Genomic DNA, 12285 nt, shown 5'->3' with positions numbered 1-12285 from the left:
AAGATAAGGAAGAGGAAAATGACTAATAAAATAATCAATGGAATAATTGTGCTCAGTATGACATGCATGTCTAGTACTGCATTTTCGAAAGAGTTTGTAATTGGTATGAGTCAATCTAATTTGGGTGAACCTTGGCGTGCTCAAATGAATGCAGATATAAAAAAAGCTGCAGAGGCAGCTGGTTATAAAGTGATATTTAAAGACGCACAAAATGATTCATTGAAACAAAAGTCTCAAGTTGTAGAATTCATGAATTCTAATATAGACCTTCTGATTATTTCACCAAATGAAGCCGCGCCACTTACCAAACCGGTCCGAGAGGTATATAAAAAGGGTATTCCAGTCATTGTATTAGATCGAAAAGTCGTAGGGAGTGATTATACAACATATATTTCAGCGGATAACAAAAAGATCGGTTTGGCTGCCGGAAAGTGGATTGCTGATAACTTCCCTAAAGGAACTAAAACTGTTGAATTGCGTGGACAAATGACAGCGACTCCAGCGCAAGACCGCCATAATGGTTTTAGAGAGGGAGCAAAAGATGCGGGTTTAGATATAGTATTTGACGTTGAAATGAAGTGGCTGGAATCTATAGCGAGGCAAGAGATGTCATCAGCACTGGGAAGATTTGATGATATCGATCTAGTTTATGCACATAATGATCCTGGTGCCCATGGTGCGTACATGGCCGCAAAGGCAGCTGGTCGAGAGAAAGACATAAAGTTTGTTGGCATTGATGCATTGGCGCAAGAAGGCCAAATCTATGTTAAGAAGGGGATTTTAGCCGCATCGTTTGAATACCCAACAGGTGGAGAAGAGGCCATAAAAAGGGCAGGTGAAATTTTTTCGGGTAAAGAAGTCCCCAAAGAAATTATATTACCTTCAAGGGTATTTACACCAGATAATGTAGATGAAGGGGGTGAGTGGTTATAATTCTATACTGTCGGCATGCTTTATAGCCTTTTAATAATTCTGTAGTTCATACATTTTACTGGTTAATGCCAAATCTGGCCTAGATAGAACATAATTCACTTAACTCAAGTAGTATGTAATAAAGCATGCTACTTGAGACCGTAGGTCTAATAGAATAAAAAGAGCGCGCTATGCGCTCTTTTTATTTGAAGCGTACTTCTCTCTCAACCGTTTCATTTATGTCCATTATTGATAATTAATTTCCAGTTTGGACAACTACGAATCTAGATTCGGTTTCTCCATAAAAATTTGTGTGCATTATCACAATTTTATTATCTCATTACATTTATATTGTTCTGAGCCTAAATAAGATGTTTAATCACCAGATTACAGAGTACTTCTAGAGTTTGGCCCTACTTATAAAAAATAAATTTCTAATCGCTATATTTTTCTTATTTTCAAGGAATGTATATAGGAGTGAATTATGTCAATTGCCCTTATATTAGATTGTGGAGCCACAAACGTCCGCTCCATTGCGATTAATAAAAAAGGGAAGATTGTTGCGTCTCACTACATTAAGAGCGAAACGTTACAAAATGGAACAGAGCATATTTGGGATTTTCAACAAATTTGGCGAAAGCTAGTTGATTGTTCAAAACGCGTGGTCGCACAAATAAATGCTGCTGATATTGTTGCTGTATCAGTTACTACGTTTGGAGTGGATGGAGCGCCATACGATAACAATGGCAAACAGATTTACCCGATTATATCGTGGAAATGCTCTCGCACATTGCCAGTGATGTCCAAAGTTGGTGTTGAGTTCGACCGTTCAAACCTGTACTCGAACAACGGTATAGGTGATTTCTCCTTCAATACATTATTCAAACTTAAATGGCTGAAAGATAACGAGCCTGATGTATTTAAAAGAATGGATAAATGGGTGTTTATATCATCCATGATTAGCCACAAGTTAACAGGAAAGTTGACTACAGACAGAACAATGGCGGGAACGTCAATGATGACCAATCTAGTAGATGGGGCTTGGAATAAATCGGTTCTTGAATATCTTGGTATGAAGGAGTCTCAACTTCCTCCTATGGTTGAAGCGGGCGAAGTAGTTGGTCACTTGCGTGATGATATTGCGTACTTGCTAGGTGTTCCGTCCAATGTTCCAGTTATTTCTGCAGGCCATGACACGCAGTTTGCGCTGTTTGGTTCGGGAGCTAAGGAGAACCAATTTTTCCTTAGCTCCGGGACTTGGGAAATACTAATGGCACGTTCCGGACAGCCAAAGTTGAATCTCTCGCACTTAAAAGCGGGTATCACGACTGAGCTAGATGCAAAGGCGAATCTCTACAATCCAGCCATACAGTGGCTTTCTAGTGCCGTTATGGAGTGGGTAGCTAATACTTACTTTGGAGAGCTTAAAAGTGACAAAGATAAATACGCTGTAATGATTGCTGAGGGTGAGGAAGCGCCTGCAGGATCAAATGGTGTGATCTTTGAACCTAACTTTCTAGTTGATGATAATGGCCACAGTGTTGGTGGGATATCCGGGCTGACTATTAACACAACACGAGGAGAAATATACCGTGCTGCGTTGGAAGGGTTGGCAAGCAAGCTAAAACTTAGCCTCGAACATTTGACCTCCGTATGTGATATCGATACGACGAGTTTGATGGTTGTAGGTGGAGGTTCTAGAAATCGCCTTTGGAATCAAATTAGAGCCGATGTTGTTGGGGTTCCGATCCATGTAGTTGATCAAGCAGAGGCTACCGTTACCGGAGCCGCTATGTTTGCTCTCTTTGGTGCTGGAATTTTCGATAGCCCTGAAGCTGCGCAAGAAAATATGAGGCCATCATATTCAATTATTAATCCAAAGGCTTACAACTAGGTAAGTCCCTTTAGCTTAAATTAAATAATCTAACACTAATGTCTTTTGGTGTTTTAAATAGAATTTGATTTTTAATTTATAGAAAGAAATTTATATAGTTTAAGGGTTATCGGTTTATTGCTGGCACAAATTAAATCTATATTGAAAAATGGGTGTTTATAATGTGTAGAAAAAAACTAAGTGAAAAGATAATTAAAACCTGTCTAGAAATGAATAAATTAGGCTTAAATCAAGGCACTGCGGGTAACGTAAGCGTAAAGTTTGAAGACGGAATGCTTATTACACCGTCAGGGATAGCTTATGAAAAGCTAACTACTGATAGTATAGTTTTTGTTGAAAAAAATGGAACATTTGAGAAAGGAAAAATTCCCTCAAGTGAATGGATGTTTCACTTGGAGTGTTACAAGGCAAGAGATGATATAAATGCTGTTGTTCACAACCACTCCATTAACTGCGCGGCAGTCTCAATACTAAATAAACCTATTCCAGCGATTCATTATATGGTCGCAGCTTCAGGCACAACAAAGATCCCTTGTGTACCATACGCTACTTTCGGAACTGAGACACTATCTGCACATGTAAGTGATGGAATAAAAAAGAGTAAAGCTATTTTGCTTCAACATCATGGACTGATTGCCTGTGGCGAGAATCTAGATAAAGCCCTGTGGCTTGCACATGAAGTTGATGTTCTCGCCGACCTCTACCTTAAGGTGCTTTCAGTCACAGAATCCGCACCTGTCTTGGATGATGACGAAATGTATGTGGTACTAGAAAAGTTTAAGAATTACGGTCTTAGAGTCGAAGAAAAGTGAGAATTAAGCTTGTTTAGCTGATTTTATTTATCATGTTATTCATAACTTTCGTATGTAGGTGAATTACCACGATTATATTTTAACTAAACTTATAGTTTTAATTAAATGAATGTCTTTCTAAATTTTGTCTCCTGTAAAATATTTAAGTAATATTCCTTAAATTACATTGCTCTTTTAATTAATTGGGATTAAAAACATCAAATAAAGAGGTGTCATTATTTGCTAGCTTAAAATTAATAAAGCATAGAGAGGTTGGTTATTTATGTTGATATTATTATGTCGAAATCCTCTGTTTTACATATTTTAATTAGGCTGGCTTTTCCTTTTTTTGTTAAATCTGCGATTAAAACCCTACTCTTAGATGATTTTATGTATGCTCTTTTAAGATCAGCGTTTATTTTATTAGAGTCCCATATGTCGCCTTCTATATTGAAACCACTGCAAGACATAAAAAATATATCTAGTGATATTTTTTCGACCTGGATTACCGTGCTTAATCCATAAAAACCCTCGTAAGTACGGGAATAATTCCCTGGTAGACTAAAAATTGAAATGTTTTTCTTGTGATTAAGTGCTTTTATAATCCTTAGACTATTTGTTACAACAGTAATTTTAATGTCAGGTAAACTTTGTGCCAACTTCCAACAAGAACTACTCGCATCTAATCCAACTAGATCCCCTTCTTTTATTAAAGGAATTGCCTGCTCTACTAATTTATTCTTGCTTATGGAGTTCTTTTTAGATCTGGAGGAGAATGTAGTTCCAATATCACTATTTTTTAAACTTACGGCTCCACCTGTCACCCTGACTAACTTATTCAAGCCCTCAAGATATTTAAGATCTCTACGTATAGTTTTTTCTGACACACTGAATTTTATGGCTAAATCAGAAACTCGGGCATTGCCATAATTATTAATATGTTCAACGATTGATTTTTTTCGCATCGATACCTCCAAGAGATACTCTATAACAAACAGAGTTATAATTTAGTGACTTGGTTCCTATTACGTTTGGTGAGTACAGTTCTCAGCTTCGCTGTTACCTGATAAGCAATAAAACTGAGTTTTTGGTATTAGGGTAATACCCTGAATTGATTGTTACTTTGTTTCTAGTGGAGTCAATTGGAGATGTGTAGAAGATACTACTGAACTGAGACTCTGAGGCTGCGTTTACAAGCTATCCGTCTTTTAGTCAAAGGGTAGTAGTGGTCTTTTTTTAAGGTAATCAATTGATTTAAAGAGTAATCTGAGTTCACTGACGTATAAAGCAGATAACGAATGTGAGCTCTTTTCACTCTATGTCTATCGAATTATCTAAGGAGATCACCTATGGTCAGCATTACCTTCTTTAGTAGCAAAACCTATGATCAAGCCGCGTTTGAACTGGCGGGCAGTGAGAGTAGCCAAGACCTTCAATTTCATTTCTACGATTTCCAGTTAAATGAGCAGACCGCCAAGATGGCGAAGGGCTCTGAGACGGTGTGTGCGTTTGTTAACGATGACTTGTCTAAACCAGTTCTTGAGGCGCTTGCCTCTTATGGTGTTAAGTTACTGGTTATGCGCTGTGCAGGATTCAACAATGTTGATCTCGAAGCGGCGAAAGAGCTTAGTATTCAAGTTGCTAGAGTTCCTGCCTATTCACCAGAGGCGATTGCTGAGCATGCGGTAGGGCTGATGATGACTCTGAACCGACGCTTCCACAAGGCGTATCAGCGTACCCGCGATGCAAACTTCTCCCTCGAGGGGCTGGTGGGCTTTAACTTTTTTGGTAAAACTGCGGGCATCATAGGTACGGGTAAGATTGGCTGTGCCACCATTCGTATCTTAAAAGGCTTGGGTATGCGGGTGCTCTGCTTCGATCCATATCCAAGTGATATCGCCAAGGAATTGGGCGCTGAGTATTGTGATTTCGAAACCTTGATTCGCGAGTCAGATGTTATTTCTTTGCATTGCCCAATGACCAAAGAAAATTATCACCTGCTGAATGAACAAGCCTTTGGCATGATGAAGGACGGTGTGATGATCATTAATACCAGTCGCGGTGAATTACTGGATTCACAGGCGGCCATCGAGGCCTTGAAGCAGGGTCGCATCGGTGCGCTGGGACTGGATGTGTATGACAACGAAAAGGAGTTATTCTTCCAGGATAAATCCAATGATGTCATCATCGACGACGTTTTCCGCCGTTTGTCTGCCTGCCATAACGTTATCTTTACCGGCCATCAGGCGTTTCTAACCAAAGAAGCGTTGGGCAATATTGCCAGTGTGACCTTGGATAATGTGGCTAGCTTTGTTGAAGGCGAGAGAACCGCTAATTTTCTATAGTTTCTCGGCTGAAAATGCGTTAATCCTTGGTTGATGTTCACTTACCTTTCTTGAAATATAGGGTGTCTGAGCTAATCTCAGTGCCAGTATCGAGGGAGGTAAGCCTATGAACACCATCTATCGAGTCGTATCCGGTGATACCTTGGCAAATATCGCCGCCAATCATGCCGTCACACTAGAGCAACTGTTACAGCTCAATCCCCAAATCAATAATCCAAATCTGATATTCGTTGGTCAACCGATCAATATTCCTATTGTAAAACCAAAGCCTGAAGCGCAAGTCTTCCAATCACTCTGGTATCAAGCTGCACTGGGTGAGATGGAGTCAGGCGTATCGGAGGTCTCCGGTGCCGATGCTCACAATCCACGTATCCTTGAATATCACCAGACAACAACCCTAGGCGCATCCGATGACGAAACCGCTTGGTGTTCGAGTTTTGTGAATTGGTGTGTAGAGCAGAGTGGCTTAACCGGTACTCGCTCGGCGGCGGCGCGTTCTTGGTTAACTTGGGGTAGTGCTTTGCAAACTCCGGTGGAGGGATGCATTTTGATCCTAAAAAGAGGTAAGCATCCGTGGCAAGGGCACGTAGGCTTTTACGTGGGAGAGAAGAACGGTGCGATCTTGGTGCTTGGTGGCAATCAAAGCAACTCGGTAAATATCAGTTCTTATGCTGCTGAAAGGCTGTTGGGCTATCGCACTCATCCCTAATATTTGCCTTGTGAATGCTTGATTTTGTTCATATTTGTTTTCGCAATGAATGGATATGTAACAAATTGGAACTCGATCACATGAAACTAGTTGAGTAGTAACGCTTAGAAATAAACTGACAATATAATAATACAAGAAATCGTGTTTGAGCCGTCTATATAGGAGCAATAACAGTGACGCTTAATAAAACAAAGATTCTTGGCCTTGCCAGTACTCTACTACTTTCTTCTCAAGCCTTTGCTATCACCTTTGATGACGCAGGAGATGACCGCGGTATTCCTGCCGATTACGCACAATACCGTCCTATCCTGTCTGAGTCTGAGCTTCAGATCTCTGATCCTGCTGGTAAGAAGGGCAATAAGCTGTACATTGCGACCGATACTAACTTTGCCGGTATCGTGAACGAAGTCTTCTATGTTGATAAAGAGTCTGAAGCTTTCGTGTTTAAGATGACCGGCGACCACAAGCGCAATGAGCTTCGTGTACACAAGAACTTCAATACCTCATTGCCACATACCTTTTATCACCTGAACACTAGCCTAGAGCCGATCAATCCAGAAGCATCGATGAAGAACTCGACCTCTAAGCAGAATGAGATCACCTATCTTCAGGTGCATAACAAGGGTGAAACCGTAGATGGTAAGAACAATATCCCGCATCCACTGCTTCGCATTGTTTGGCGTGAGGGTGGTCACTACTGGGCGGTAGTCAAAGACAACGCACTTATCTGCAAGGGTAAGAAGGGCAAAGAAAACATGAACAAGCCTGAGTGTAAGTCAGAAAATGCCTATAAGCAGTATGACCTAGGTAAGGCAAAAGCCGGTGCTACTGACTTCGATATTGTTGTAGGTAACAAGATGCTAGTTGTTAAGGTTGATGGTGAACAGAAGGTGAATCACAACATCGATTACTGGAGCCACCTGCTTAGCTATTTCAAAGTCGGTGTGTATAACCAGTTCACCGATGGAGAGAGTGAGGCTCACTTCTACAAACTGGATTATCAAGTAGAGCACAAGTAATCCTAAAGGCCTGGCTGATGTCAGGCCTTTTTCCTACCAAAGTGCTGCGCCTGTGTGTTCCTCTCCTTGCTCGTCTTCTGGATTGTAGAGGTGGCATTTCTTCATAGAAAGACAGCCACATCCGATGCAGTGGTCCAACTTAGTGTCTAGCTTTTCTAGGTCTTGGATCTTCTGCTGTAGGCTCTCACGCCATATAGAGCTGATCGCTTCCCACTGCGTGGAAGTCGGCGCCTTGTCTTGAGGAAGGGTTTTTAAAGCGTCTTTTATCTCTTCTAACGACAGACCCACCTGTTGAGCCACTTTGATTACCGCTATGCGTCTTAATACGTCGCGAGCAAAACGTCTTTGATTGCCCTGATTTCGCGTCGAGCTGATCAAGCCCTTCTTCTCATAAAAATGGACGGCGGACACCGCAATTCCGGCTCTTGATGCTACTTCACCCACTGACAGCATATTTTTTATTTTCCCTGTTGACCTCAACCTATGTTTAGGTTTTAGGCTGTAGGGGTTTGAAAGTCAACAAGGAGTTTTTATGACCAAACTAGAACATGCCAATATCACTGTACCTAGCATTGATGCCGCTATTGAATTTCTTGGAGTAGTGGCTCCGGATTTTAGAGTTCGTGCGGATAAATTTAATCAAGCCAGCGAGTACCGCTGGGCACACATAGGAAATGATGAAAACTATATTGCCCTGCAAGAGCCGAAGGACATAGAAGAAGCAAAGGACGCGCGCCGTCCGTATTTTGATTTTGGCGTGAATCATCTTGCTTTGACAGTAGGTGATATAGAACAGAGCATTCGCGAACTGGTGCGATTGGGCTATCAAAGGAACGGCGAACTTAGCGATGAGGTGAGCCGCAAGCGCGTTTATTTCTATGATAGGGCAGGCTTTGAGTGGGAGTTGGTTCAATACCTGTCTGACGACCCGAAGCAACGATACCGTTATGACGATTAAAGTAGGCTCACCCCAAACCATTTGGCGACTACTGCGGTCAGTGCGAAACAAATCAGAGTTACCACTATTCCAATTAACAGTGCAATGGGAAAGGCGAATCGGGCATTGAAGATAGGGAATAGCAAGAACATAGGCAGGGTAGGGAGTACATACCAGAAGGTATAAAGGGCGTGATTGGATAGCTTTTCACTGCCCTGGCCCTCGACATACATCCATATCAAAGTAAGTACGGTGACCAGCGGCAGTGCGGCTACAAGCGCACCTAATCTATCGCTTGATTTGGCGATTTCAGATACGGCGACTACGATACCTGCGGTGATGAGATATTTGGTGATGATCCAAGCCATAGCGCGTTCCCCTGCTGTTTATCTAACAGTATGAATCATATCGAGTTTCTAGTATGCAGATGCAGTACGCCAATTTGATTGTAATTTATGCAAAATTAGCTTGTAAAACTTGATGCATATCACATAAATAGGTAAGATGAGTCCGACTGTGAATCTTGAGTTAAAGAAGGCGAATATGAAATCAGTATCTATTTCTCGTAACACATCTCAAACATCAGCTGTAGCCGTAAAACGCTTTGAGGAAATCAGCGGTGTCATAGGACTATTCTCTCTGTTTGCAACAGCGGTGGTAATGCTCAGCCTACAGTGGATTCACTAAATGGACGAAACGCGCTAATTAGCGCGTTTTTTTATTTCTGGGCTTCGAGATTCAGTATGGTTATGGCGTTTGCGACGCTGGTGGCCAAGACATCGATGGCTCCGGTGCGAAGAGCACCCAATATTGAAAGAGGTTTACTGGTCTCAGCTGCAATTGCGATAACCTCAGGTATTTTTTGATAGTCTGAGATAGTTAGACCGATGACACGGTTGCTCATCTTGGTATCTTGCACCCTACCATGGATATCGAAGAAGTCGTATCCACCGACCTCACCCACAACCCCTTGCTGAATGCGCGCTTCCACCATTTCTTGTACCGAGAACCAGCCTTGGTTGACCATGTAGCTGCTTTCAGCCAGATCACCGATACCCACTAGCGCAACATCCGCCTTGCGAGCCATATCCATGGTCTGCTTTACGGTTTGGTCTTTAAGAAGCGCTTCGTGCAGGATGGGATCAGGTGCATAGGCCGGTGCATAAAGGGTTTCACTGACACCGCCAAAGCTTTTAGCAAACTGCCTCGAGATATGGTCGGCGTTGAGCATACCGCCTCTTGGGTGGATACCGCCGATACTAGCGACAAAGGTACACTCTTTCGGATTCACTATGCCGATGTGCTCGGAAACGGCGGATACGTTTCGTCCCTGACCGATAGAAACAACCATGTTGTCAGTAAGGTTGGCCGAAAGATAAGTAGAAACCACACCTGCGATCAGGGCTCTTTGCTCATCTTCATTAGCTTGATCAAGGGCAATCAGAGCACGCTTTAGACCAAAGGTTTCTTTGAGTTTCTCTTCCAGCTTGGCACTAAATACCGGATGGTACTTTACCTTGATTTCCACTATGCCTATATCGCGAGCGCGCTTGAGCAAGCGGCCGACTTTAATACGGGTCAGGCCAAATCGTTTAGAAATCTCTTCCTGAGTGGCGCCATCTTGATAATAGGCAACCGCAATCTCAGTAAGGAGGTTGGTTTCCTCGTTTTGTTCTATTTGCATAGTGTCTGTATCGCTTCCATGTTTTGTACAGAATAATCAAAATATGGCGTTTGCCAAATCAAATTAGCCCACATTGTGGGCTAACTGACTGATTAACAGACTAATTGCGCTTGTTTTTGCTCAATATGATGGGTCGACGAGATCTTACGAATGGTGCGGCTCTGTCCTTGAATTAGCAGGGTTTCGGTAGTCACTACGTTTCCTTTTCTGCTCACGCCCTCTAGTAGGTCACCCTTAGTAATGCCGGTGGCAGCAAAGATGACATTATCTGATTTCACCATCTGCTCAAGAGTGAGCACAGTGCGTGCCTCAACCCCCATCTCTTCGCAACGTTTAAGCTCTAGCTGACCGTGACGAATGTTTTCATCGTTAAGCTCTTTTACTTCATGGCGAGGAAGCAGTCGGCCTTGCATATCACCGCCTAGCGCTTTCATTACTGCCGCGGTTACTACGCCCTCAGGGGCGCCACCGATGCAGTACATAAGGTCGATGTCACTCTCTGGTAAACAGGTAAGAACCGAGGCAGCAACATCACCATCTGGAAAAGCAAATACCTTAACACCAAGGCGTTGCATCTTGATGATGATTTCATCGTGACGCGGTTTCGCAAGAGTCACAACCACCAGGTCTTCTAGGCTTTTATTAAGCGCCTTAGCCACATTGTTGAGGTTGGTTTCAATATCCAGATTTAGATCAATATGACCCGCCGCATCCGGGCCAACAACAAGTTTTTCCATATACATATCAGGTGCTTGCAGGAAGGCTCCCTTTTCACCTGCCGCTAGCACGGCGATAGCATTTGATTGTCCCATAGCGGTCATACGTGTGCCCTCAATAGGGTCCACTGCGATATCTACAGCACAGCCACCTTTACCTAACTCTTCTCCTATATACAGCATAGGGGCGTCGTCTATCTCTCCCTCCCCAATAACTATTTTACCAGCAATAGGGGTGCGGTTTAGTTGTGCGCGCATTGCTTTTACTGCGGCATCATCGGCAGCGTTCTTATCACCTCGACCCAACCATTGATAGCCAGCGAGGGCTGCCGCCTCTGTTACCTGTGAAAAAGCGATAGCCAATTCTGATTGCATAACTCTGTTCCTTTGAGTGTTCGTTTGTTAACTAGGTTGTACATATGTTCATTAAGGTTAGCAAATGTTCAGTGGTCATAACCGTGCTCTTGTTAACAAAAAAAGCACAATAAAGGCGGTGATAAATATCCAAGGTAGTAAAACTGGTTACATATCATTCAACTCAATATATTTTGCAGCAGATCTACTAAGTTGTTTGAATGTTAATTTTAAGTGTATGTTTTTATTGGTTTTTGGTGCTGCTTGGGTATGTTTGGTGATCTTAGTCCCACTTTCTTAGTGCTGCATAATTAGTTGATAGCGATCACGAACTTGTGTCCAAATGTAACTTTTCTGTGATTTCGGTCTCGAACGAAGTGTTTCAGCTGTTGCTCAAATTAACAAAATATTTACTATCATTTGCATCGAAGTAAAAACAAATGAACAGCAAAAGGAGTGGCACATGTCGATTGCAATTGGTTGTGACGATGCTGCGGTGGAACTGAAAGAAGTTTTAAAGGCACATCTTAGTGCAAAAGGAATTGATTACGTGGATTACGGTGCAGACCCGAAAGATGGCGTGTTGTACCCAGACGTGGCTAAGACAGTAAGTATCGCAGTGAGCGAAGGTCGTCACGAAAGAGGGATCATTTTATGTGGTACCGGAATTGGCGTATCGATAGTGGCAAATAAAGTACCAGGCATTCGCGCTGCACTTTGTCACGACACATTTTCTGCAGAGCGTGCTCGCAAGAGTAACGACGCGCAGATTATTACTATGGGTGCGCGAGTTATCGGCAACGAACTGGCAAAAAGCATCCTAGATACTTGGTTAGCGTCAGAGTTTACTGATGGACCTTCAACTCCAAAAGTGAATCGAATCAAAGAGATAGAGAAAGAGTTTATCGCTTAGAACCGAAACAC

Annotated in this window: 14 protein-coding genes; 9 read left to right on the top strand and 5 right to left on the bottom strand. The window is 42.5% G+C overall.

The genetic code is table 11. The features are described from left to right. Positions 1–18 precede the first annotated feature (18 nt). The 3 genes from Pcarn_RS09410 to Pcarn_RS09400 all read left to right on the top strand — a co-directional run bounded on the left by Pcarn_RS09410 (position 19) and on the right by Pcarn_RS09400 (position 3618). Positions 19–933 (top strand): substrate-binding domain-containing protein, encoded by a 915-nt coding sequence (locus Pcarn_RS09410; protein WP_261833614.1) that lies wholly within the window; start codon positions 19–21, stop codon positions 931–933. A gap of 463 nt (positions 934–1396) precedes the next feature. Continuing rightward, on the top strand, positions 1397–2806 hold the full coding sequence (gene fucK, locus Pcarn_RS09405) for an L-fuculokinase (RefSeq protein WP_261833613.1): 1410 nt from the start codon (positions 1397–1399) through the stop codon (positions 2804–2806). 161 nt (positions 2807–2967) lie between these two features. Continuing rightward, positions 2968–3618, top strand: a complete 651-nt coding sequence (locus tag Pcarn_RS09400; protein WP_261833612.1) for an L-fuculose-phosphate aldolase — start codon at positions 2968–2970, stop codon at positions 3616–3618. Positions 3619–3878: 260 nt separating this feature from the next. Here Pcarn_RS09400 and Pcarn_RS09395 read toward each other — a convergent pair whose 3' ends face one another. Then, positions 3879–4562, bottom strand: coding sequence for a DeoR/GlpR family DNA-binding transcription regulator (locus Pcarn_RS09395; RefSeq protein WP_261833611.1), 684 nt, complete (start codon positions 4560–4562; stop codon positions 3879–3881). 384 nt (positions 4563–4946) lie between these two features. Here Pcarn_RS09395 and Pcarn_RS09390 point away from each other — a divergent pair, with 384 nt between their 5' ends. The 3 genes from Pcarn_RS09390 to Pcarn_RS09380 all read left to right on the top strand — a co-directional run bounded on the left by Pcarn_RS09390 (position 4947) and on the right by Pcarn_RS09380 (position 7670). Further along, positions 4947–5942 (top strand): 2-hydroxyacid dehydrogenase, encoded by a 996-nt coding sequence (locus Pcarn_RS09390; RefSeq protein ID WP_261833610.1) that lies wholly within the window; start codon positions 4947–4949, stop codon positions 5940–5942. Positions 5943–6048: 106 nt separating this feature from the next. Beyond that, positions 6049–6651, top strand: coding sequence for a TIGR02594 family protein (locus Pcarn_RS09385; protein WP_261833609.1), 603 nt, complete (start codon positions 6049–6051; stop codon positions 6649–6651). Between the two features lie 173 nt (positions 6652–6824). Continuing rightward, a complete protein-coding gene (locus Pcarn_RS09380) occupies positions 6825–7670 on the top strand; it encodes a polysaccharide lyase family 7 protein (protein ID WP_261833608.1) in 846 nt (281 codons plus the stop codon). 33 nt (positions 7671–7703) lie between these two features. On the opposite strand, the gene soxR is transcribed toward Pcarn_RS09380, so the two are convergent. Next, positions 7704–8123, bottom strand: a complete 420-nt coding sequence (gene soxR, locus Pcarn_RS09375; protein ID WP_261833607.1) for a redox-sensitive transcriptional activator SoxR — start codon at positions 8121–8123, stop codon at positions 7704–7706. 79 nt (positions 8124–8202) lie between these two features. On the opposite strand from soxR, the gene Pcarn_RS09370 reads away from it, so the two are divergent. After that, on the top strand, positions 8203–8628 hold the full coding sequence (locus tag Pcarn_RS09370; RefSeq protein WP_261833606.1) for a VOC family protein: 426 nt from the start codon (positions 8203–8205) through the stop codon (positions 8626–8628). On the opposite strand, the gene Pcarn_RS09365 is transcribed toward Pcarn_RS09370, so the two are convergent. Beyond that, the gene (locus tag Pcarn_RS09365; RefSeq protein ID WP_261833605.1) at positions 8625–8975 is read right to left on the bottom strand and encodes a DUF3147 family protein; all 351 of its coding nucleotides are present in this window, start codon (positions 8973–8975) and stop codon (positions 8625–8627) included. The genes Pcarn_RS09370 and Pcarn_RS09365 overlap by 4 nt on opposite strands. A 175-nt stretch (positions 8976–9150) precedes the next feature. Between Pcarn_RS09365 and Pcarn_RS09360 the strand changes: the two genes are divergently transcribed. Beyond that, the gene (locus Pcarn_RS09360) at positions 9151–9294 is read left to right on the top strand and encodes a hypothetical protein (RefSeq protein ID WP_261833604.1); all 144 of its coding nucleotides are present in this window, start codon (positions 9151–9153) and stop codon (positions 9292–9294) included. Between the two features lie 31 nt (positions 9295–9325). On the opposite strand, the gene Pcarn_RS09355 is transcribed toward Pcarn_RS09360, so the two are convergent. Both Pcarn_RS09355 and glpX read right to left on the bottom strand, forming a co-directional pair. Continuing rightward, entirely contained in the window at positions 9326–10291 is a 966-nt protein-coding gene (locus Pcarn_RS09355) for a sugar-binding transcriptional regulator (RefSeq protein ID WP_261833603.1), read from the bottom strand. 92 nt (positions 10292–10383) lie between these two features. Beyond that, positions 10384–11382, bottom strand: a complete 999-nt coding sequence (glpX, locus tag Pcarn_RS09350; RefSeq protein WP_261833602.1) for a class II fructose-bisphosphatase — start codon at positions 11380–11382, stop codon at positions 10384–10386. Positions 11383–11824: 442 nt separating this feature from the next. On the opposite strand from glpX, the gene rpiB reads away from it, so the two are divergent. Then, complete coding sequence (gene rpiB, locus Pcarn_RS09345; protein WP_261833601.1) at positions 11825–12274, top strand: ribose 5-phosphate isomerase B; 450 nt, start codon at positions 11825–11827, stop codon at positions 12272–12274. Positions 12275–12285 lie beyond the last annotated feature (11 nt).

This window comes from Vibrio ishigakensis (assembly GCF_024347675.1).
In the GTDB taxonomy this organism is placed as follows: domain Bacteria; phylum Pseudomonadota; class Gammaproteobacteria; order Enterobacterales; family Vibrionaceae; genus Vibrio; species Vibrio ishigakensis.
Note: the sequence above shows the minus strand (reverse complement) of the source record. Positions and strands in the feature narration are given on the sequence as shown.